The organism is Shewanella xiamenensis, from assembly GCF_024971755.1.
In the GTDB taxonomy this organism is placed as follows: domain Bacteria; phylum Pseudomonadota; class Gammaproteobacteria; order Enterobacterales; family Shewanellaceae; genus Shewanella; species Shewanella xiamenensis.
This window is the reverse complement of the sequence record NZ_CP079718.1, coordinates 4638429-4661752: the sequence shown is the minus strand read 5'-3', so window position 1 is coordinate 4661752 and position 23324 is coordinate 4638429. Positions and strand designations below refer to the sequence as shown.

Sequence of the window (23324 nt, the reverse complement as noted above, 5' to 3'; positions counted from 1 at the left end):
AGGCAATAAAAATGGCTGAATTAAAAGAAGTTTTTGTTCCTGATATCGGCGGCGATGAAGTACAAGTTATCGAAATCTGTGCTTCTGTGGGCGATACCTTAGCAGCGGAAGAGTCGATTCTGACCGTTGAAAGCGACAAGGCGACCATGGACATTCCTGCGCCTTTCGCGGGTGTGTTAGCCGAATTGAAAGTGGCCGTCGGTGACAAAGTCAGCGAAGGTACCTTAATTGCGATGATGCAAGCAGCGGGCGCATCCGCTCAAGCTGCTGCGCCAGTTGCTCAAGCTGCCGCTTCTGCGCCAGCTCCAGCAGCACCTGCTCCAGTACAAGCGGCTCCAGCCCCTGTGGCTGCCGCGACAGCGACGGGCGCAACCCAAGTGGTTGAAGTCACTGTGCCGGATATCGGTGGTGACACCGATGTGTCTGTTATTGAAGTCTTAGTCGCCGCTGGCGATAAGATTGAGGTTGACGCTGGCCTTATCACGCTTGAAACCGACAAAGCGACCATGGACGTACCATCGCCATTCGCGGGTGTGGTAAAAGAAGTGAAAGTGGCTGTGGGTGACAAGGTTTCCCAAGGCTCATTAGTGATCATGCTCGAAGTGGGTGGCGCAGCTCCTGCTGCCACGGCTCCACAAGCAAGCGCGCCAGCAGCGTCAGCTCCTGTCGCTCAAGCTGCACCTGCGGCGGCTGTTGCTCCAGTAGCTGCTGCACCAGTGGTTGCCGTTAAAGAAATCCAAGTGCCAGATATTGGTGATGCCAGCAATGTCGATGTGATCGAAGTGCTAGTGTCTGTGGGTGATATGATCACCGCCGACCAAGGTTTGATCACGTTAGAAACCGATAAAGCGACCATGGAAGTGCCTGCGCCATTCGCCGGTAAACTGCTGTCTTTGACTGTTAAAGTGGGTGACAAGGTTTCGCAAGGTAGCGTGATTGCGACGATTGAAACTGTGACTGCCGGTGCAGCTCCTGCACCTCAAGCCGCCGCACCTGCACCAGTCGCCCAAGAAGTGGCACCAGCGCCTGTTGCAGCCGCCCCTAGCCGTCCACCAGTTCCACATCACCCAAGTGCAGGTGCGCCTGTGTCTACTGGTGCGGTTCATGCGTCTCCTGCGGTTCGCCGTTTGGCCCGTGAATTTGGTGTGGATCTTACTCAAGTGACGGGTTCTGGCCGTAAAGGTCGCATCATGAAGGAAGACGTTCAGGCGTATGTGAAATACGAACTGTCTCGTCCTAAGGCGACAGCAGCAACTTCCGTTGCAGCAGGTAGCGGTGGTGGTTTGCAAGTGATTGCCGCACCGAAAGTGGATTTCAGCAAGTTTGGTGAAGTAGAAGAAATTCCATTAAGCCGTATCCAGAAAATCTCTGGTCCAAACCTGCACCGCAACTGGGTAACTATTCCCCACGTGACTCAGTTCGATGAAGCTGATATCACTGAAATGGAAGAGTTCCGTAAGCAGCAGAACGACGCAGCGGCGAAGAAGAAAGCCGATTATAAGATCACTCCGCTGGTCTTTATGATGAAAGCTGTGGCGAAAACGCTACAACAGTTCCCTGTGTTCAACTCAAGCTTAAGCAGCGACGGTGAATCACTGATCCAGAAGAAGTACTACCACATCGGTGTGGCGGTTGATACGCCAAACGGTTTGGTTGTGCCAGTGGTGCGTGACGTGGATAAGAAAGGCATTATCGAGTTATCTCGTGAGCTGGCCGATATTTCTATCCGTGCTCGCGATGGTAAGCTCAAATCTGCTGATATGCAGGGCAGCTGCTTCACTATTTCAAGCCTAGGTGGCATTGGTGGTACTGCATTTACCCCAATCGTTAACTACCCAGACGTGGCGATTTTAGGTGTGTCTAAATCTGAAATTAAGCCTAAGTGGAATGGTAAAGAGTTCGAGCCTAAATTGATGTTGCCACTGTCGCTATCCTACGATCACCGCGTGATCGATGGTGCAATGGCTGCACGCTTTAGCGTGACCCTGTCAGGAATTCTGTCCGATATTCGTACTTTGATTCTGTAAACAAATAAGGCTGCTCATCTTGAGTGGCCTTTTGTTTATTGTGATCAGTATCAAACACAGGTTAAAATGCGCCCACCTTACGCGCTGGCGCATTTTCGGTTGGCAGGATTACTCCCCTCCAACGGATTGAATGAGAATTAGAGGAAAACATGAGTAACGAAATCAAAACTCAGGTAGTGGTATTAGGTGCAGGTCCTGCGGGATATTCTGCTGCCTTCCGTGCGGCTGACTTAGGTCTGGAAACCGTTATCGTTGAACGTTTTAGCACTTTAGGTGGTGTGTGTTTGAACGTGGGTTGTATCCCATCTAAAGCCCTGTTACACGTTGCTAAAGTCATCGAAGAAGCCAAAGCCGTTGCTGCACACGGTGTGGTGTTCGGCGAGCCAACCATCGATTTAGACAAGTTACGCAGCTTCAAGCAAAAAGTGATCAGCCAGTTGACTGGTGGCTTAGGCGGCATGTCTAAAATGCGTAAAGTAAACGTTGTTAATGGCTTCGGTAAATTTACAGGCCCTAACAGCTTAGAAGTGACTGCTGAAGACGGCACTGTGACCGTTGTTAAGTTTGACCAAGCGATCATCGCTGCGGGTTCTCGCCCAATCAAACTGCCATTCATTCCCCATGAAGACCCACGTATTTGGGATTCGACTGACGCATTAGAACTGAAAGAAGTGCCTGGCAAACTGCTGGTAATGGGCGGCGGTATTATCGGTTTAGAAATGGGTACGGTTTACTCTTCTCTGGGCAGTGAAATCGACGTGGTTGAAATGTTCGACCAAGTGATCCCTGCGGCTGACAAAGACGTTGTTCGCGTATTCACTAAGCAAATCAAGAAGAAATTCAACCTGATCCTCGAAACTAAAGTGACTGCGGTTGAAGCCCGTGAAGACGGTATCTACGTTTCGATGGAAGGTAAGAGCGCGCCAACTGAGCCAGTACGTTACGATGCAGTATTAGTGGCTATCGGCCGTACACCAAATGGCAAGCTGATCGACGCTGAAAAAGCGGGCGTTAAGATTGATGAGCGTGGTTTCATCAACGTAGACAAACAATTACGTACTAACGTACCGCACATCTACGCTATCGGTGACATCGTTGGTCAACCAATGCTCGCTCACAAAGGCGTGCACGAAGGCCACGTAGCGGCCGAAGTTATCGCTGGCATGAAGCACTACTTCGATCCAAAAGTCATCCCATCAATCGCTTACACAGACCCTGAAGTGGCCTGGGTTGGTCTGACTGAGAAAGAAGCGAAAGAGCAAGGTATTGCTTACGAAACAGCGACTTTCCCATGGGCTGCATCTGGCCGTGCAATCGCTTCAGATTGCAGCGAAGGTATGACTAAGCTGATTTTCGATAAAGACACTCACCGCGTAATCGGTGGTGCTATCGTGGGTGTGAACGGTGGCGAACTGTTAGGCGAAATCGGCCTAGCAATCGAAATGGGTTGTGATGCTGAAGATTTAGCATTAACTATCCACGCTCACCCAACGCTGCACGAGTCAGTGGGTCTAGCGGCTGAAATCTACGAAGGTTCTATTACTGACCTGCCAAACCCAAAGGCAAAGAAAAAGTAATTTAACCTTTGTCTCGTCCTGAAATAAGTTGAAACTTATATTCGTAAAAGCGCCTTTAGGGCGCTTTTTTATTGCCTAAGTAAAAATGTAAAGTTAATGTGAATGTGCGGGTGTATTCAGACTGTTGAACTGCTACAGTAAAACTATGGTGTTAAGTAAGTCGTCAAATGAAAAAAATAATAATCCACTTCCTTTTGGCATCAATATTGGTTTTTTGTTCAGGTCTTCATTCGGCTTGGGCGGGTAGTTTTGTACAACGGGTTTTTTCCGACAGGGACGGACTTGAAGCGACCAGTATTCGCGCGCTCACACTCGATGACCATGGTTTTATATGGGCTGCAACCGAGCAAGGTTTATATCGGGTTAGTAATTCTAAAGTGAGGCGAATTGATAAAACGGGTTCTGAGTTACGCCTTGCTGATGAGTTTTTGACAACAGTTGTCAATATCGATCGCGATATGCTGTTAGTCAGTACCAATGCCGCAACCTATCTTTATGACATCGCAAAAAATCAATTTACCCAGATGGGGTCACCTAATTTATTCCCTCATTTCCCTGGTGGAGTGTTAATTTCTGCTGCTCGTAAAAATGCCCAAGAATGGCGCTTGTTGATTGATAACGGCCAGATTTACGACTTATCCCCCTCAACCTTGACCTTAACTTTAGTGAGTCAGTTACCCGTTAATCGCGATCTACCCTGGCGCAAGTTATTGAGCATGCCTGATGGTCAGTTTCTTGTTGCGGGTCAATTTCAATTGTTACTCCTTAACAGTGCCGGGGAAAAAGTTGTTGATTACCAATGGACTGAACCTATGGGCAGTATTCTGGATATGCTTGAGGATTCAAAACAGCGTATTTGGATTGCAACGAGTCGAGGGATTTACCGATTAGAACCAAAAAACTTACAGATTTTCCCTGTTCCTGAATTACCCGATTGGAGCACTGCTATGGCTGAAGGCCATAATGGTGAGATTTGGTTTTCGAGTCGGGCAGGTTTATTAAAGTGGTCTCCAGATACCCATCAGATTGAAAATTATCAACAAGAGCTTAAAACTCAAGCCAATATGGAAACATTAAAGGCGATATTGTTTGATAAATCAGGTTTGATGTGGGTTGGGGGCTCTGGAGATGGTTTAGCCTTACTGGCCTCGCAACCGGATTTCATTCTTGATACTTATACTGGCGAACCGCCACACCAATTATCTGACGCTATGGTGTGGTCGGTGTTTGCGAGTGATGAAGGATTATGGTTTGGGGCGTCAAATGTCAGCTTTGTCGGGCGAAACACTCAAAAAGCAATTACCGTAGATATTGAGGGATTAAAGCCGCACGAGAGTGTTTACGAGATCAGTCGCTTTATTGACCACTATTTATTAGTTTCGACCACGAGTGGTTTGTTTGTCGTGGATAAGTTGACCTTAAAAGGGATCAGTTTTGCCCAGTGGACGCATGGTGGTGAAGCATTTAAAAATAAACTCATCTATGGCACTTATGCCGATCCGAAACTCAAAGGACGGTTTTGGATTGCAACGGGTACGGGGCTGTATTTTTGGGAGCAAGGACTGTTTGAGCCGCAGCCATTTAACTTTGATGGGGCAACTGGGAATTCGCCAGAGCTTAAGCGGCCAACCATTCGTACTTTATATCGAGCCTCTGACGGTAAATTATGGATAGGTGGACGAAAGGTATTTGGTTATATTGACGAGCAAAATCTTTTTCACGATCAAAGACAATTGTTCAGTGGCTTAAACTCTGTGCCCTCAATTAGCCATATTGAAGAAATATCTCCCGGTGTGATGTGGTTTGGCTCCTATGAAAGGGGCTTATTCGAATTAAATCTCCACAGCGGTAAACTGGTTTCGTTAAGTTCACAATGGCAAGTAAATTGTAGTTCAGTATTTTTTATCCAAAAAACAACCAATGCCAATGTCGTTGCCTGTGCTGATTCGCTAATTCGTCAAGATAGAGCGACAGGGCAAATCTCAATGTTTAACCAACTTGATGGCCTAATTTCTAATGAAATGAATGAAGGCGCCTATTTCTATTCTGCCGTTTCAGGTCTGTATATTGGTACTCCTGAAGGGGTGATGAACCTTGATGTGGACAAGATGGTCAACCGTATTGCCGATGATCATGTGATGTTGGAGTCGGTATCGGTTTATTACGACAACAATACCCAAGTCTCGTTGTTACCCAAACCGTTGATGGTGATTAAGCCTGACGCCAATATGGTAAGCCTGCAGATCACTAACCTCGATTATCTTGATGATTCGCCAATACAATTTAAATATCGACTCAGATATCAAGGGGAGGAAGATAACTACGTGCTGCTCCAAGGTGAGTCGCAGGTAAACCTCGCAGGCTTAGCAGCGGGAGAATATCTACTTGAGGTGTTAAGCCAAGTCAATGGAATCTGGTCAGATAAGCCCTTTACTTTTCCCTTCTATGTTGAGCAGCACTGGTGGCTGACTCAAGGGTTTAAAGGTTTATTATTATTAGTGTTTTCGATTATTGCACTGAGTTTAGCGTGGTATCGACAGCGTCAGGTTCGCACCTTTATGGCGATGAATCAAGCGCTAACCGAGAGTGATGATCGTCTCAGGCAATCGTTACGTGGTAGCGACTCTGATCTTTGGGAATGGCATAGGGATAGCCAATGTTTTTATCTCGATAACCGCGGTTATGTCTTGGGAAGTCATGCCAACGAAATTGTACTTACTCTTGAATCACTTCCCGTACATCCTTTGGATCGGGAAAAAGTACTGGTGCAATGGAATAGTATGCTTGCAGGAGAGGTTGATCGGTTTGAAGCCGAATATCGATATCATCGTCGCGATGGTAACTGGGGCTGGTTGAGGGTGCGCGGGCGTCCTGTGGCTCGTAATAAACAAACCCAAGTTATTGAGCGGGTAGCGGGTATTTATAGTGATATAACCTTGCAGCGGCAGCTTGAAGATGAAGTCAGTCTTTTAGCCCAAGCGTTTGAAAATACATCAGAAGGTGTACTTATTTTAGACGTAGATGAAAATATTCGTGTTGCCAATCATGCCGCACAGCACATTATAGGCTCAGAACAACAGAGCTTAGTCGGCCTATCATTTTCGCAATTTGTGCAAATGAAGGACGGGTTATCTACGGAAGTTGCCCAGTTACTTGGTCAGGATAGCTCATGGACGGGTGAGCGTGAGTTAGTCGGACAAAACGGCCTAGTTTATCCCGTATGGCTTAACGTATCGGTGATGCAGTCACTGAATGAAAATGCCATTCACTATGTAGTGGTATTTTCAGATATCACTGAGCGGAAACGCACCGAGGCCGACCTTAGACGTCTGGCAAATTACGATGTATTAACAGGACTCCCTAACCGTTCGTTATTCGCCAATCGTTTGATGCAATCTATTCAAGCGGCTGAGCAAAGTGGTGAAAAGTTAGCATTGCTGTTTCTTGACCTAGATAGATTTAAGCATGTCAATGATTCCTATGGCCACAGTATGGGCGATGCACTCTTAGTTGAAGCATCTAATCGATTACAATCCTGTATCGGAAGTGACCATTTACTCTGCCGTTTTGGTGGCGATGAATTTGTTATTTTGTTGAAAAATGTTAAAGAGTTAAGTGATATTAACCACTTAGCAGAACAGTTGTTGGCACAAATCGTCGCGCCATTTAGGTTGTTTGGCCGCGAGTTTTATATTTCAACCAGCATTGGGATCAGTATTTGGCCCGATGATGCAATGCAGCCAGAAGCCTTCATAAAAAATGCGGATCTGGCCATGTATCATGCCAAGGAAGAAGGTCGTGGTAACTTCAAATATTATTCATCAGAGCGCAATGCCCAAGCGTTATACCATTTACGTTTGGAGGCTGATTTACGTAAAGCGATAGAGCGGCAAGAATTTGAACTGTATTATCAACCACAAATTGATATTTTGCAGGGGGATAAATTTATTGGCATGGAAGCACTCATTCGTTGGCGACATCCCGTCGATGGTTTTGTGCGACCCGATATTTTTATTAAAGTTGCCGAAGCTTGTGGTTTGGTTGTTGATATTGATCGCTGGGTTTTACGCCGCGCGTGTTCGGATGGGGCCAAATGGGCAATGCAAACCGCTGAGCCATTTAAATTGTCGGTCAATATTTCAGCTGTGCATTTCCGTCAACCAGACTTTATCGATGGCGTGAAGAAAATTCTCGATGCCACCCGTATGCCCGCTTCATCTTTATGCTTAGAAATTACCGAAGGGGTGTTAATGAAAGAGTTGCAGGTGGCTAAAGCCCACTTAATGCAGCTTGACGAGCTTGGCATTGAAGTCGCGATTGACGACTTTGGCACCGGATATTCCTCTTTAGCTTATTTACGCAATTTTGAGGTGAATACACTCAAAATTGACCGTTCATTTTTGATCGATATCGCCTCTAATTCTGCCGATCAGGCTATTGTGAGTAGTATTATTGAATTGGCTCGTAACTTAAAATTAACCGTAGTAGCAGAAGGGGTCGAAACCGTTGAGCAGTTAGAGCAGCTTTTTAGCCGTGGCTGTTATATTGTTCAGGGCTATTACTTTGCTAAACCAATGTCTGTCAGTGATTTTGAAAAATATCTTCAGTTACAGTCTCCGCTTGACTCATTGCAATCTTAATCTGCAATTTATGTGTGCTTAATTGCGCATTTTTAGCCTCGGCTCAAGTTGGGGTTTTATGTTGAATTATCTGTTTACAGCACTTGTGTTTAAACGTAAATGAAATAACGCGATCATTAATGGCAAATTTTCAACTCATCGGTTCAGATAAAATATGACTGATGGTTAAATAGATAAATTTGCTAATATTAACTCGAAATTTTGTATCCTATAAAAGTACTCATTATGATGCGCCGAATAGTAGCTTCTCTCTTTTTATGTGTGTTGCTGACTCCCTTATGTGCGGCTGAACGGCCAAAAATAGGATTAGTGTTAAGCGGTGGAGGTGCTAAAGGCGCCGCCCATGTTGGTGTACTTAAAATTTTAGAAGAACATCATATTCCTGTGGACTATATTGCAGGTACGAGTATCGGCGCTTATGTCGCGGGTATGTATGCCTTGGGATACAGTGCAAGTGAAGTCGAAACCATCATGATGGGGGTTGATTGGGATAGTGGTTATTCGGATACCATTCCGCGTAACGTCTTGAGTTACCGCGATAAACAGTTACGCGATCGTTACAATATTCCGCTTAATATCGGTTATACCGAGGGCGAAGTCCGGGCGCCGAGTGGCTTGCTGCGCGGGCAAACCATGTCGCAGCTATTACGCCAGTCCACGGATCTGGTGCAGCAATTTGGTGATTTTGATGCGTTGGCCATTCCCTATCGAGCGGTGGCAACGGATTTAGAAACCAGTTTACCCGTCGTCATCGACCACGGCAGCTTAGTCAAAGCCATGCAGGCATCTGCAACTGTACCAGGGGCGCTGCAGCCGACACAGATTGATGGCAAGTTGTTAGTCGACGGTGGGATTGCCAACAACATGCCCGTGGACGTAGTTAAGGCTATGGGCGCCGATATAGTGATTGCCGTGGATATCGGTTCGCCACTGGTGACCAAAGACAAGCTCGACAGCACGATTGCGGTGCTCGATCAGTTATCTAACTTCTTGACTAACGCCAGTACTGAAAAACAAAAGCAATTATTGACTGATAATGATGTGTTGATCCGTCCTGCGATCGATGCCCTAAGCACAACCGATTTTACCATCATGCCTTTAGCGTTAACCCTCGGCAAAGAAGCGGCGACCAGCCAGTTAGTTAAATTGCAAAAGATGAGCGTTAGCGAAGAACAATATGCCGCCTATGTTGAGAGTAAAAGGGCCAAGGGTAAGACTGTCATGGCGGATATCGCTCATCCTATCAAGGAAATTGTGTTTGATAACCACTCAAAAGTTAGCCTTAATTTATTAAAAGAAACCCTAGAACTTAAACCTGGTCAGAATATTACTAAAGATGAATTGAACGATGCCTTAAAACGCATCTATTCCCTCAATAAGTTTGAGCGCGTGGATGCCGAGTTTGTCGAGTCTGAAGAAGGTCGAGTGCTGACGGTGACCACCCGAGCTAAATCTTGGGGACCAAATTACTTCCAACTAGGCTTTAATTGGGAGGACGATTTTAGCTCTGATTCAGCCATCAGCTTTGATATGGCTTATACCATGACAGACTTAACCTTTAATGGCGGAGAGTGGCGAAACGAAGTTAAGCTTGGATTCGAAAAGCTATTTGCAACCGAGTTTTATCAACCGCTAGATAGAGATCAAGAGTTTTATAGTCGAGCCCGATATCAATTCGATGTTCATAATTGGGATCTCTACGATAACAATAACCGTGTTTTTGTCTTTGACAAGAAAACCCACACTATTGAATTAGGAATTGGTTATAACTATGTCTTGCAAGGGTTTATTGAATTTGGTTTAGTGGGGGAGAAAGGCGTTATCGTCAATGATGCCTGGTTGCTGAAGGATTTTGATTTTAACTCCTACGGTGCTTACTTGAGGGTTGGTTATGACAGCTTAGACAGTATTAGTTTCCCGACTTCGGGTAACCGCATCACCTTAAATGTGTATGTGCGTAATGAAGATTTTGACGATGTCGTTGATAACAATAAAAACGAATTTAGTGTTCAGGTTGAAGCCGATTGGAAAGGCGCGCTCAGCGTTGGCAATCATGCCTTTGTGGGTAAAGCGTCGCTTGCGACAAATAATAATGACGGACTTAATACGTTACACTTGTCCGATTTGGGCGGTTTCTTAAACCTTTCTGGTTATCACAAGGACTCGCTCACAGGGGCGCATAAGCTCTTTGGCGCCTTTGTCTATCAGTATGATCTGGGCCGAGATGCCTTATTAGGTATGAGAGATTACCCACTCTATTTAGGGCTAAGTTTAGAGGCGGGAAATGTATGGTATGAACGCTCAGAGGTATCCCTCTCAGACCTTATCTATGCTTCTAGCCTTTACATAGGTACAGATACTTCTATGGGGCCGGCAGCACTGGGCTTTGGTATTACAGATATGGGTGATAAATCCTTGTATTTATTTGTCGGTAAAGCCTTCTAAATCGATCGAAGGGCATAACTAAGGTTATGCCCTTCGTTTTTCCTGCTGAACACTATTCCCGCATAATCTAAAAATCGCGTTTATACTGGTTTGCGCAAATATCACTAAGTGTCATAACCTTTTACAAAATCTTGCTACAGCCAAACTAGGCAAAATGCTAAGGTTTTGCAGGAAAAAATAACAACACTCTCAACGGAAGCTGGGGAAAACAATGAAGAAGATTAGCACACTGGCGCTGGGGATTGCCCTGAGCCTAGGTTTAGCCGCTTGCAGCAGCGAGCCTAAAACTGAAGTCGCCGCGGTTTCTGGCATTGAATTACAAAACTTTGATGCCTCAGTTCGCCATCAAGACGATTTTTATTACAGCGTGAACGGTAAATGGTTAGCGAATACGCCTATCCCTGCCGACAAGTCTAACTACGGTGCATTCTCTGTGCTGTACGATCAAAGCCAAGATGCGTTGAAAAAAATCATCGATGCCGCCGCAGCGCAAAAAGATGCTGCTCCTGGCTCTAATAATCAAAAAATCGGTGACTTTAACGCCAGCTTTATGAATACCGATTTGCTCGAATCCTTAGGTGTAACCCCATTAAATCCATTACTGGCGGACATCTCTGCAGTGAAAAATCACAGTGAATTACCCGCGGTGATGGGGAAATTACTCACCAGCGGTTCAGGTATTCCCTTTGGTTTCTACGTTAATAACGACGCGAAAAATTCTACCCAATATGCAGTGTATTTAAGCCAGTCGGGCTTAACCTTGCCAGACCGCGATTACTACTTAAAAGATGACGCTAAGTTTGTCGCTAATCGCCAAGCAATGGCGAAATATGTGACTGATATTCTGACTGAAGCAGGCTATAAAAATGCAAAACGTGCCGCGAAAAACGTAGCCGACATCGAGATGATGATCGCTAAGAGCCAGTGGAGCCGCGTTGAATCTCGCGATGCTAACAAGTCTTACAACAAACTGAGCCGTGCCGAGCTGCAAAAACTCACTGGCAAGTTTGATATCAATGCCTTTGCGACCAGTGCGGGCCTTGGCGATAAAGTGACTGAAGTCATCGTGCGTCAGCCATCATACTTAGAAAAGTTAGGCGCTAATTTTGATGCCTTCCCCGTTTCAGCTTGGCAGGATTACTTAACGTTCCACTTAGTGGATAGCTATGCTGAGCTGTTAAGCAAAAACTTCGTTGACCTTAACTTTGCCTTTAAAGGCAAAACCTTAATGGGTATTGAAGAACAACAACCACGTTGGAAAAAGGCGGTAGATGGCGCCGACCAAGTGATTGGTGAGTTAGTCGGTGAGGAGTACGTTAAGCAATATTTCAAACCAGAAGCAAAAGCCCGCATGGAAACCATGATCAAAAACTTGATCAAAGCTTTTGAAGTCAGCATCAACGAACTCGAGTGGATGACGCCTGAAACGAAAGTCGCGGCTCAAGAAAAACTGTCTAAGTTTACCTACAAGATTGGTTATCCAGACAAGTGGAAAGACTACACAGCGTTAGAGATCAAGCCTGATGAGCTGGTGGGTAACTATATGCGTTATGCCAACTTCGAATATCAAGACATGATCAACAAGTTAGGTAAGCCAATCGATCGTACCGAGTGGCATATGACACCACAAACGGTGAACGCTTATTACAGCCCTGTTGGCAATGAAATCGTATTCCCTGCGGCGATTCTGCAACCGCCATTCTTCAATATGGAAGCCGATGATGCGGTTAACTACGGTGGTATCGGTGCGGTAATTGGCCACGAAATCAGCCATGGTTTCGACGACCAAGGTGCTAAGTACGATGGCGACGGCAACCTGCGTGATTGGTGGTCTGATAAAGACCGTGAAGAGTTCCAAAAACGCGGTAAGCAACTGTCGGCGCAGTATTCTGGCTATGAAGCGTTGCCCGGTAAGTTTGTGAACGGTGATTTAACCTTAGGCGAAAACATCGGTGACTTAGGTGGGTTAACAGTAGCTGCTCGCGCCTATATGATGAGCTTAAACGGTAAACCTGCTCCCGTGCTCGATGGCTTAACGGGCGAGCAGCGTTTCTTCGTCGGTTGGTCACAGGTATGGCGTCGTAATTACCGTGATGAAGAGTTAGGTCGTCGTTTACTGACGGATCCACATTCACCTAGCCACTACCGCGCGATGGGGACGCCGCGCAATATTGAAGCTTTCTATAAAGCCTTTGAGCTGAAAGAGACCGACAAGATGTATTTAAAACCAGAAGAGCGCGTAAAAATCTGGTAATCCATAGGATGAAAACGAAAAAGCCAGACATCTGTCTGGCTTTTTACTTGGGTTAGGATTAATGCCCATATCCTAAGGTTTCAATTTTTTCGATTTTTTGATCGGTTGCATAAACCCGCCGCATCAATCGTGTCGGGCCAAAATCATAGGTCCACTCAGCATATTCTATCGGCAACTTGCTTGGATCAATCACGATATCACCCGCGGAGTTTCGATAATTGGCGGGTTGGCTATATTCTTTGGCTTCGTTTGGCGGTCCGCACTTTTCTAACACTGCGTCTAAGGGATCGCCTACGTTGATGACGAATTGCTTACAGCGCATAGAATCTGTCGCTAAGGCTGGCAAACTCGCCGCCCACAGTATTAACAACACATAATACTTCATCGGTGTATCCTAGCAGTGATTAACCTTTCTCAAATTGATTCGGTGACTTTATTTAGAACACCTTATCAAGCTCCAATAAACTCTCTAATTGATGATGGGCTATGATCCATTTTGCTTCACCGCGTTGTTCTGGCGCAGGAATCGCAACGGTTTGCATATTGGCGGCGCGGGCAGCGATCAGACCATTAAAAGAGTCTTCAATCGCGAGGCAATATCGCGGGTCAACCCCTAAGGCCGCTGCGCAATTTAAGTAAACCTCTGGATGGGGTTTGCCATAGGTAAGCGCTTCAGCAGATTCTACCGCCATAAATTGGCCCTTAAGCTTAAGCCTTGTTAGCACAGCATCAATCAGAGCTGTTGGTGAAGAGGTGGCTAAGCCTACCTTTAAGCCTTTGGCCTGGCAGTATGCCATTGCTTGTTGAACGCCAGACATCGGCTCACCGGATTGCCGAATTTCTTCAGCAACTTTGTCAACTATGGCGTTGCTGACCTTGGCATTATCGTAATCGGCCCAAGGCGCTTTGTGATACCAATAATCGACACATTGATCGATACGTAACCCCGTGGTTTGTTGAATTGTTTCGATAGTGACTGGCACGCCAAGCGCCGATAACACTTCATATTCAACCCTTTGCCAAAGGGGTTCTGAATCAATTAACACGCCATCCATATCAAAAATAACGGCTTGAATACTGAGGGATGTCATTACTACTCCAAGGGATGGGAAATGGGTCATTCAAGCTTGAGTGTAAGTTTAAGCCCGTCATCTTCAAAGCCTAAACACACAAAGTTGAGAAATATTTTTGGTGGAAAGGAATTGATGTCCAAAAAAATAATCGTTCGATTTTAAATTGATGAACGTATGTTAACTATTTGTAGATTATGGTTTTTTATCTGTTTTCAAACTATTGTCTAATTTCCATTGTTTTATTGTTGCCGTAAGTTGAGTTGCACCTCCGGATTTAGCCCTTATTTCGTCTTTTGCCGAGTGTGACCTGATTCATACTTTTGCAAAGCTGTAGTATACTGCTGGCCGGAAATACGGGTCGATCATGTCGGACTGTCAGCTTCAATTGAGAAGACGTGCAGTTTCGTTGTTAGAGCGCCAAACAAAGAGGAATGTTGCCGTGCTAGAAGCATATCGTAAACACGTCGCAGAACGTGCTGCAGAGGGCGTAGTCCCTAAGCCATTAGATGCACATCAAGTGGCTGAACTGGTTAAATTGGTTCAAAATCCCCCCGCTGGTGAAGAAGCTGTTATTCTTGACCTGCTCGAAAATCGAATTCCCCCCGGTGTTGACGAAGCCGCCTATGTAAAAGCCGCTTTCTTAGATGCGGTTGCTAAAGGCACTGCAACTTCACCCATACTATCTGCCGAACGTGCGACTGAGTTATTAGGTACTATGCAAGGTGGCTATAACATCGAGCCGCTGATCGCTCAGTTAGATAACCCCGCTCTGGCGCCTTTAGCTGCTAAAGCCTTATCTCACACGCTGCTGATGTTTGATTCTTTCCACGATGTGGTTGAGAAAATGGAAGCGGGTAATGCCTATGCTAAACAAGTGGTTGAAGCTTGGGCAAATGCAGACTGGTACTTAAGCCGTCCAAAATTAGCGGACAAAGTCACCCTTACCGTATTCAAAGTCTCAGGTGAAACCAACACCGACGACCTGTCACCAGCACCCGATGCTTGGTCACGTCCAGATATCCCATTGCACGCCTTAGCTATGCTGAAAAACGCGCGTGATGGTATCGAGCCTGATGTACCTGGCAGCGTAGGTCCAATCAAGAAATTAGAAGAACTGAAAACCAAAGGTTTCCCATTAGTTTACGTGGGTGACGTTGTAGGTACTGGTTCATCACGTAAATCTGCGACTAACTCAGTACTGTGGTTCATGGGCGATGATATCCCATTCGTACCTAACAAACGTGCTGGTGGTTTCTGCTTAGGTGGCAAGATTGCGCCGATTTTCTTCAACACTATGGAAGATGCGGGCGCACTACCAATCGAACTCGACGTCAGCAAAATGGAAATGGGCGATGTGATCGACATTTACCCATACGCTGGTGTTGTAAAGCGTCATGGCTCAGATGAAGTGATTTCTGAGTTCAGCCTGAAAACCGACGTACTGTTAGACGAAGTGCGTGCAGGTGGTCGTATTCCACTGATCATCGGTCGTGGTTTAACTGACAAAGCACGTGCGGTATTAGGTTTACCAGCCTCTGACGTATTCGTACGTCCTCAAGACATCGCTGATAATGGCAAAGGTTATACCCTTGCACAGAAGATGGTCGGTAAAGCCTGTGGCGTTGCTGGCGTGCGCCCAGGCCAATACTGCGAACCTAAGATGACTTCTGTAGGTTCACAGGACACTACCGGTCCTATGACCCGTGACGAGCTGAAAGACTTAGCTTGTTTAGGCTTCAGTGCCGATTTGACTATGCAGTCATTCTGCCACACTGCCGCTTATCCAAAACCGGTTGACGTTAACACGCACCACACACTGCCAGACTTCATTATGAACCGTGGTGGTGTGTCGCTGCGCCCAGGTGACGGTGTTATTCACTCATGGTTAAACCGTATGTTATTACCAGACACAGTTGGTACTGGTGGTGACTCACATACGCGTTTCCCAATCGGTATTTCATTCCCAGCGGGTTCTGGTCTTGTTGCCTTCGCTGCTGCGACCGGTGTGATGCCTCTGGACATGCCAGAGTCAGTATTAGTACGCTTCAAGGGTAAGATGCAACCTGGTATCACCCTACGTGATCTAGTACATGCTATCCCATTAAAAGCGATTGAAATGGGTCTGCTGACTGTTGAGAAGAAAGGTAAGATCAACATCTTCTCTGGTCGCGTACTGGAAATCGAAGGCTTAGAAACCCTGAAAGTAGAACAGGCATTCGAACTGTCTGACGCCTCAGCAGAACGCTCTGCAGCGGGTTGTACTATCAAGTTAGACAAAGAGCCAATCATTGAGTATCTGAACTCGAACATCACTATGCTGAAGTGGATGATCGCTGAAGGTTACGGTGACCGTCGCACGATAGAGCGTCGTATCAAAGGCATGGAAGAGTGGTTAGCGAATCCTGAGCTGATGAGTGCTGACAAGGATGCTGAGTACGCTGCAGTGATCGAAATCGATCTGAACGAGATCAAAGAGCCAATCCTGTGTGCGCCAAACGATCCAGACGATGCCGTGTTATTGTCATCTGTTGCGCAAACTAAGATTGACGAAGTGTTCGTGGGTTCTTGTATGACTAACATCGGTCACTTCCGTGCGACCGGTAAGATGTTAGACAAGTTCGCTAAGACGCTACCAACACGTCTTTGGATTGCACCACCGACTAAGATGGACAAAGACCAACTGACCGAGGAAGGCTACTACGGTATTTTCGGTCGCGTTGGTGCGCGTATCGAGATCCCAGGCTGTTCACTGTGTATGGGTAACCAAGCACGTGTGGCTGAAGGTGCAACTGTAGTATCGACTTCTACCCGTAACTTCCCGAACCGTTTAGGTACAGGTGCTAACGTATACTTAGCGTCTGCGGAATTAGCGGCAGTGGCAGCACTGTTAGGTCGTCTGCCTACGGTTGAAGAATACCAAGAATACGCGAAAGAGTTAGACGCAACTGCAGCTGACACTTACCGTTACTTGAACTTCGATCAAATCGATTCTTACACTAAGAAAGCATCACAAGTGATCTTTCAATCAGCTGTATAATCGATTGATATAATAATGAAAAAGCCAGCGAAAGCTGGCTTTTTTGTTTCTATTGAATGCTTTGCTGTACTGTTAATGCGCAAACAATCACATAGCAACTTAACGAAAGATAGAGGATAAATTGATTATTTATCGGTCAGGCATCTCTTTAGCGCAGTGTTTAGCGTGGCTTATCATGCCGCATTAAGCTTGCTGGGCGTGCTCTGAGTATTTGCTGTGCAGCACTTCGAGGAGTTTATCCTCTAACTCGAAACGCGTTTCCATGGTATGCGCCAGTTCGGAAAGATCTTTATCGAGCTGATACATCACTTGATCGTCCTGCGTTTCAGCATACTTATCGTTAAAGTCTAGCGCTGCGTTGGTCGTTGGGGTGATCTTAGGCAAAACCTGTTGAATAGCCGCTTTGCAAGGGGCGCCAAATTTTTCGCAGGCGTTAATCACTTGGTCATACACTTCGAAATGACCTTCAGAAACGTAATCCACTAATAAATCACAAAATGACTTTACGTTCTCAAAAGAGGGAAGCGATTTTTCCGCATTAGTGTAGGGCGGTAGCCCAGCAATTTGGCAATAATGCACCAAGAGTTTGCGACGATTTTCTAGCCATTGATCTATAAGCTTATTTGAACCGCCCCACTTTTGTTCTGCTTTTTCGAGTTCTCTCAGCATGATGCATTCCATTTAAGTGCTAGGACATAACTCTAATGTAGGGGAGAAATAGCTCTTCGATCAACCCTTTTTATCGGGATTTGCGATAATTGGTAAATGGACAAACCAGCTGTTTTGTATAAAAAAATGTGGAAATAAAAAGCCCAACGATAGAAACCTATCGTTGGGCGAGTAATGTATATAGCAGGCTCGATGCGACGAGCTTCTTGATTGTTCTTGCTAGCGCAGACTTTTTATACCAAAGGCGGGGAACTGGTGCAACTTTTTTCTGTCTGACTGTGACTTTGAGTTCGATTAATAAACAGTATGTTATCTGGCTAGCATTTTGAGGATAACTGCTTAAATGGACAGCAATGATGGGGAATAGCTCACATAAATTATCTCATATTGGTTACATTATTCGCGTAAATGCTAAACTACCGACCCAGCGGATCTCAATAAAAGTCTAGGAATCAAGCCAAATGGCAGAATTAAAGAATGATCGTTATTTACGCGCCCTATTAAAACAGCCTGTCGATATGACTCCGGTTTGGATGATGCGTCAAGCAGGCCGCTACCTTCCTGAATATAAAGCGACTCGCGCTCAAGCGGGTGATTTCATGTCTTTATGTAAAAACCATGAATTGGCCTGTGAAGTGACACTACAACCGCTGCGTCGTTATGAGCTGGATGCGGCGATTCTGTTTTCCGACATTTTGACTGTTCCCGATGCAATGGGATTAGGTCTGTATTTTGAGGCGGGTGAAGGCCCACGTTTTGAGCGCCCAACAGATACTATCGATGCCATCAAAAAATTATCAATCCCAGACCCAGAAGATGAGCTGGGTTATGTGATGAAGGCCGTTAGCACGATTCGTCGTGAACTGAATGGCCAAGTGCCATTAATCGGCTTCTCTGGTTCTCCTTGGACTCTAGCCACTTACATGGTTGAAGGCGGTTCGAGCAAAACCTTCGAAAAAATTAAGAAAATGGCCTACGCCGAGCCTGCTGCATTGCATATGTTGCTTGATAAGCTTGCAGATTCAGTGACCTTATATTTAAACGCACAGGTGGCTAATGGTGCGCAATCTTTAATGATTTTCGACTCTTGGGGCGGCGCGTTATCGCACACTGCTTACCGTGAGTTCTCACTGCGTTATATGCAGAAAATTGTTGATGGCTTAACTCGCTTTGCTGATGGCCGCCAAGTGCCAGTGACCTTATTCACTAAGGGCGGTGGTTTATGGTTAGAAGCGATGGCTGAAACGGGCTGTGATGCTTTAGGTTTAGATTGGACTGTCGATATTGCTGACGCCCGTCGCCGTGTTGGTCATAAAGTTGCTCTGCAAGGCAACATGGATCCATCCATGTTATATGCACCAATCCCACGTATCGAAGAAGAAGTGGCTCAAATTCTGGCTGGCTACGGTGAAGGTACAGGCCATGTGTTTAATTTAGGCCATGGTATTCACCAGCATGTGGACCCAGAGCATGCAGGTGCCTTTATTAAGGCGGTTCACGCTCAATCTAAGCAGTACCATAAATAAGCTGCACTAAATAACAAACGGACCTGAGGGTCCGTTTTTTATGGCGTTTATTACAGCGTCAGAAACTTCCACTTGGGTGTTGTTAATTGGGTATTAACTTGTGGTTTAGCGAGTGCATTAATTAATCGCGTGCTTTATAGCGTATGTCTCCGCGGTGTTAGTGCATTGGAGCTCGGTTACCATCTAACTTTTTAAAACTTTTTATCGAATAGCTGCGTTAAATCAAAGGCGTTTAAAGCAATTAAATGCATGCTATTGCCTACTTTAGCAACGGATAAAGCAAAGTGATATTTAATACTATTTGCAAATGAGATATGTTGCATGGCGCTATAAGGGACTAAATAAAGCCGTTTGTTAATTTAATTACGTAAGCCGTGGTAAAAGATGCGCATAGGCAACAAAATATTGGTATTTATTGCAGGGTTCTGTTTACCAGCCGTTGTGCTTGTCTCCTATTGCCTCGGGGTTTGGTTTGACCATAGGGTCGAATTGTTACGTCAGGATAATGTACAGCGCGAGCTAGCGAATATTCAGCAGCAGTTCCGCATCGATGTCGATCGGTTAGGGGTTCTCACTAATATTTATGCCTCCCCATTAGCTCATCTCGATAGCGAGCAGTTAAAATCCCTCGAGTCTTCGTGGCTTGAGAGCTCCATGTCTGCCAATTTAAGTTGGTTTATTCTGCGAGATGGAAATTTGCAGAGTGTTTTTCAAAATGAGCAATCAATAGCTGATGTGAATCGGCAGGAAATCGCCAAGGCGATAACGACGCAGGCTAAGCCTGAGTTTGCCAGCGCCTATTTAATTGGCGATAAAGGATATGTCGTCACTGCGGTCACTTCACATTTGGGTGAGTATGTGCTGTTAGTGCGGCAACTTACTGAGCGCGATCTACTGGAATACGCCCAAACCTCCCTTGTCGCGCGGATCAGCATGTCTAATGCTGTAATAACACATAATACCTTACATCCAAGTTCGGTTGCGCTGCCGAGTCTCATTAGTCAACAACCAATCTATCTTCAGGTTGAATTTTCTGATGATCCTTTTCGAGATGTAAAGCTTAGTCTCGACTGGGTGTCGCTTGCGGTGATATTGCTGGGGGTATTCATTGTCGCCTTGGGTTATGTTTGGTTGCGTTCAGGCCTGTTACAGCCCCTTAATAGCTTGATGCAGCAATTAGCGCTCGTTGATCCTATGGCGAGTGTATATAGGCCTGTGATCAGCGAGGGTAATGAAGAGTTATCTGTATTGGCGAATCGCGTAAACAGCTTACTCGCGAGGATTTATCAGCAGAAAGAGCGCGGTAAAATAACCTTAGAGTCGATTGCTGAAGCCGTTATCTTGACCGACATCGATGCAAACGTCATTTACATGAATCCAAAGGCTGAAACACTGCTTGATGTGGCCAGTTGTGATGCTGTTGGTGAGAGTCTTGCCAGTTTATTAAAGGTGGGAGAGCAGTTAAATCAAGCGGTATTTCACTGTATTCGCCTTGGCGAAACGACACCTCAAGTCGCTAAAATCAAACTGCTAACCACAACGCCACGGATTATTGAACGTAGCATTAGTAACGTGCTTAATCATGAAAAAGAGATTGTTGGTACTGTAGTAGTACTGCGGGATATCACCCAAGAAGAACGCCTTAAGCACCAGCTACAAAAACGCGCAAATTTTGATGGTATTACCGGGTTACTTAATCGCCAAGCGTTTGAAGAACAACTGCCCGAGTTCGCCGGTCAAACGAGGAGCCTTGCGGTATGTTATTTGGATTTAGAGCAGTTTAAGTTGATCAATGATAGTTGTGGCCATACTGCAGGTGATCGCATGCTGGCCATGGTCGCTAAGGCAATCCAATCATGTCTTGGGCCTCAGGAGTTATTCGCTCGCTTAGGTGGGGATGAGTTCGGACTGGTGATCTGCGATCGCTCTGCGTTAGCCGTGGTGCAGTTGCTAAAGCACATTATTGCCCAGGTATCGTTGCAAGTGTTACACGATAAAAATTGCAACTACAAAGTCGGCTTAAGTATTGGTGTTGCCTTTGGGCGTGCGCCCTATATCAATGCGCAGGAGTTACTCAAGGATGCGGATATCGCTTGTATTGCCGCTAAAGCTAAGGGCGCCAATCAAATTCATATTTATGATGATAAAGATAAAGAACTGACCTATCAGCGTAATGCGCCTAAATGGGCGATGCGTATTGCCCAAGCGATTGAGGAAAATGAACTCCTGCTCTACTACCAGCCCATCCGAGGATTAGGTGCGAGTTCTAAACGCCAACGGATGGAGATTCTGCTCAGGATCCAAGAGCCTTGTGGTCGCATTTTGGCGCCAGCCCAGTTTATTGCTGCCGCAGAGCGTTTTAAGCTGATGCCTGAAATTGATAAAGAAGTGATACGTAAAGCCTTTTTATGGCTGTCGCTAAATTCGCAGCTTTGGCCGGATCACTGCATTTCAATCAACCTTTCGGGCAATAGTCTCGGCGCCGAAGGCATGGTGGAATATATTGCTAAGCAGCAGCAGATTTTTGATATTCCTAGCCAATGCGTTTGCTTTGAAATTACCGAAACGACTGCGATTCAAAACCGTCACCGCGGCATGGAAATGCTCAGGCAATTGCGCAAACTCGGTTTTTCCTTTGCATTGGATGATTTTGGCAGTGGCTTTGCTTCCTACGGCTATTTACGCGAACTGCCCGTGGACTACGTCAAAATCGACGGCTGCTTTGTTAAAAACCTGGCCGTCAATGCCAAGGACTATGCCATCGTGAAATCTATTCAAGACGTTTGCCGAGTAATGGGAATTGAGACGGTCGCCGAATTTGTAGAAAACCAAGAGATTATCGATAGATTGCAAGCGATTGGTATCAACTATGCTCAAGGTTATGCGATAGGACGGCCGCAACCTCTAGCAAGTTATTGTGAGCAGTTTGAGATGAGCTTAGCGCAACGCGCATAGGGGATTGCGCTTTTTAGGTGATTATGCCAATTTACCCTTAACCGAAGTTAACATATTAGTAACAAGGATATGGTTATGGATGGACTGACGGGTAAAGTGGTTATTATTACAGGGGCTTCTGAAGGTATTGGTCGTGCGCTGGCGATTGCCATGGCGCGGGTAGGATGCCAACTTGTATTGAGTGCTCGCAACGAAACGCGTCTTGCCTCACTTGCCCTCGAAATTGCTAACTATGGTCCTACTCCCTTTGTTTTTGCCGCTGATGTTAGCAGTGCCTCCCAGTGTGAAGACTTAATTCAAGCCACGATTGCCCATTATGGCCGTCTCGATATTTTGGTTAATAATGCGGGCATGACGATGTGGTCGCGTTTTGATGAGTTAACCCAACTAGCGGTTCTTGAAGATATCATGCGCGTTAATTACTTAGGCCCTGCCTATTTGACCCATGCCGCCTTACCCTATTTAAAGTCGAGCCAAGGTCAGGTAGTGGTGGTGGCTTCGGTGGCTGGGTTAACAGGCGTACCAACTCGTAGTGGTTATGCGGCGTCTAAGCATGCTGTTATCGGTTTTTTTGATTCGCTACGGATTGAGCTTGCTGACGATAATGTGGCCGTGACGGTGATTTGCCCTGATTTTGTCGTCTCGCAAATCCATAAGCGAGCCTTAGATGGTGCGGGTAAGCCACTCGGTAAATCGCCAATGCAGGAAGCTAAAATTATTTCCGCAGAGCAATGTGCCGACATGATGCTACCCGTGATAGCAACCCGAAGCCGGCAGCTTATCACTTCTCTTCGCGGCCGGCTCGGACGTTGGCTTAAGCTGATTGCACCGGGCTTAATCGATAAAATAGCCCGTAAAGCAATTGCTTCAGGCCATTAGCTTTTATTGAGGTGTTTAACGATGGCTTGTTCAGCTTCATTTTGAGTTGCTTTATCACCATCAGCTTGGATGTTGGCTGTTGCCTTATGGCCAGTGAGATCCTCGGCAATATGAAGCCAGTCAGGATGCCAGTAAAAATTCTGTCCCGACAGTGTTTGCCAATTATGCACGCCGGACTTTTCGCCTTGATAAATAATGTCTTTGATTGAATAACCCATAGAAAACCCCTGATTTATTATTGG

Annotated in this window: 13 protein-coding genes; 9 read left to right on the top strand and 4 right to left on the bottom strand. The window is 45.9% G+C overall.

Features of this window, described 5'->3' with window-relative positions; genetic code table 11:
- The first annotated feature begins 11 nt into the window (after positions 1–11).
- The 5 genes from aceF to KXJ80_RS21510 all read left to right on the top strand — a co-directional run bounded on the left by aceF (position 12) and on the right by KXJ80_RS21510 (position 12943).
- Positions 12–2027, top strand: a complete 2016-nt coding sequence (gene aceF, locus KXJ80_RS21530) for a pyruvate dehydrogenase complex dihydrolipoyllysine-residue acetyltransferase (protein ID WP_144375707.1) — start codon at positions 12–14, stop codon at positions 2025–2027.
- Positions 2028–2176: 149 nt separating this feature from the next.
- Positions 2177–3604, top strand: a complete 1428-nt coding sequence (gene lpdA / locus KXJ80_RS21525; RefSeq protein ID WP_011715641.1) for a dihydrolipoyl dehydrogenase — start codon at positions 2177–2179, stop codon at positions 3602–3604.
- Positions 3605–3771: 167 nt separating this feature from the next.
- Positions 3772–8244, top strand: coding sequence for an EAL domain-containing protein (locus KXJ80_RS21520; RefSeq protein WP_218677975.1), 4473 nt, complete (start codon positions 3772–3774; stop codon positions 8242–8244).
- A gap of 225 nt (positions 8245–8469) precedes the next feature.
- On the top strand, positions 8470–10689 hold the full coding sequence (locus KXJ80_RS21515) for a patatin-like phospholipase family protein (protein WP_069453741.1): 2220 nt from the start codon (positions 8470–8472) through the stop codon (positions 10687–10689).
- A 211-nt stretch (positions 10690–10900) separates the two neighbouring features.
- The gene (locus tag KXJ80_RS21510) at positions 10901–12943 is read left to right on the top strand and encodes a M13 family metallopeptidase (RefSeq protein ID WP_088586224.1); all 2043 of its coding nucleotides are present in this window, start codon (positions 10901–10903) and stop codon (positions 12941–12943) included.
- A 58-nt stretch (positions 12944–13001) separates the two neighbouring features.
- On the opposite strand, the gene KXJ80_RS21505 is transcribed toward KXJ80_RS21510, so the two are convergent.
- Positions 13002–13328, bottom strand: coding sequence for a DUF2845 domain-containing protein (locus KXJ80_RS21505; protein ID WP_088586223.1), 327 nt, complete (start codon positions 13326–13328; stop codon positions 13002–13004).
- Positions 13329–13380: 52 nt separating this feature from the next.
- The gene (gene hxpB / locus KXJ80_RS21500; RefSeq protein ID WP_088586222.1) at positions 13381–14034 is read right to left on the bottom strand and encodes a hexitol phosphatase HxpB; all 654 of its coding nucleotides are present in this window, start codon (positions 14032–14034) and stop codon (positions 13381–13383) included.
- Between the two features lie 421 nt (positions 14035–14455).
- Here hxpB and acnB point away from each other — a divergent pair, with 421 nt between their 5' ends.
- Positions 14456–17053 carry a bifunctional aconitate hydratase 2/2-methylisocitrate dehydratase gene (gene acnB / locus KXJ80_RS21495; RefSeq protein WP_259474510.1) on the top strand — a complete coding sequence of 866 codons (2598 nt, stop codon included), beginning with the start codon at positions 14456–14458 and terminating at the stop codon, positions 17051–17053.
- 183 nt (positions 17054–17236) lie between these two features.
- Here the strand turns inward: acnB and rsd are convergent, their stop codons facing one another.
- The gene (rsd, locus tag KXJ80_RS21490) at positions 17237–17722 is read right to left on the bottom strand and encodes a sigma D regulator (protein WP_086023981.1); all 486 of its coding nucleotides are present in this window, start codon (positions 17720–17722) and stop codon (positions 17237–17239) included.
- A 461-nt stretch (positions 17723–18183) separates the two neighbouring features.
- On the opposite strand from rsd, the gene hemE reads away from it, so the two are divergent.
- From hemE to KXJ80_RS21475, 3 genes are all read left to right on the top strand, one after another.
- The gene (gene hemE / locus KXJ80_RS21485; protein WP_037413592.1) at positions 18184–19248 is read left to right on the top strand and encodes a uroporphyrinogen decarboxylase; all 1065 of its coding nucleotides are present in this window, start codon (positions 18184–18186) and stop codon (positions 19246–19248) included.
- Between the two features lie 384 nt (positions 19249–19632).
- Positions 19633–22203: a cyclic di-GMP phosphodiesterase PdeB gene (gene pdeB / locus KXJ80_RS21480; RefSeq protein ID WP_259474509.1), complete on the top strand. Its 2571-nt coding sequence runs from the start codon at positions 19633–19635 to the stop codon at positions 22201–22203.
- 75 nt (positions 22204–22278) lie between these two features.
- Positions 22279–23082, top strand: coding sequence for an SDR family oxidoreductase (locus KXJ80_RS21475; protein ID WP_218737560.1), 804 nt, complete (start codon positions 22279–22281; stop codon positions 23080–23082).
- Here the strand turns inward: KXJ80_RS21475 and KXJ80_RS21470 are convergent.
- Positions 23079–23300, bottom strand: coding sequence for a hypothetical protein (locus KXJ80_RS21470; protein WP_037413589.1), 222 nt, complete (start codon positions 23298–23300; stop codon positions 23079–23081). The two genes, KXJ80_RS21475 and KXJ80_RS21470, sit on opposite strands and share 4 nt — an antisense overlap.
- Positions 23301–23324 lie beyond the last annotated feature (24 nt).

Bases quoted from the DNA above. Each gene is read 5' to 3' on its own strand.
- KXJ80_RS21510 (WP_088586224.1), top strand. From the start codon at position 10,901: ATGAAGAAGATTAGCACACTGGCGCTGGGGATTGCCCTGAGCCTAGGT.
- pdeB (WP_259474509.1), top strand. From the start codon at position 19,633: ATGCGCATAGGCAACAAAATATTGGTATTTATTGCAGGGTTCTGTTTA.
- lpdA (WP_011715641.1), top strand. From the start codon at position 2,177: ATGAGTAACGAAATCAAAACTCAGGTAGTGGTATTAGGTGCAGGTCCT.
- hemE (WP_037413592.1), top strand. From the start codon at position 18,184: ATGGCAGAATTAAAGAATGATCGTTATTTACGCGCCCTATTAAAACAG.
- KXJ80_RS21470 (WP_037413589.1), bottom strand. From the start codon at position 23,300: ATGGGTTATTCAATCAAAGACATTATTTATCAAGGCGAAAAGTCCGGC.
- KXJ80_RS21475 (WP_218737560.1), top strand. From the start codon at position 22,279: ATGGATGGACTGACGGGTAAAGTGGTTATTATTACAGGGGCTTCTGAA.
- hxpB (WP_088586222.1), bottom strand. From the start codon at position 14,034: ATGACATCCCTCAGTATTCAAGCCGTTATTTTTGATATGGATGGCGTG.
- aceF (WP_144375707.1), top strand. From the start codon at position 12: ATGGCTGAATTAAAAGAAGTTTTTGTTCCTGATATCGGCGGCGATGAA.
- KXJ80_RS21505 (WP_088586223.1), bottom strand. From the start codon at position 13,328: ATGAAGTATTATGTGTTGTTAATACTGTGGGCGGCGAGTTTGCCAGCC.
- KXJ80_RS21520 (WP_218677975.1), top strand. From the start codon at position 3,772: ATGAAAAAAATAATAATCCACTTCCTTTTGGCATCAATATTGGTTTTT.
- KXJ80_RS21515 (WP_069453741.1), top strand. From the start codon at position 8,470: ATGATGCGCCGAATAGTAGCTTCTCTCTTTTTATGTGTGTTGCTGACT.
- rsd (WP_086023981.1), bottom strand. From the start codon at position 17,722: ATGCTGAGAGAACTCGAAAAAGCAGAACAAAAGTGGGGCGGTTCAAAT.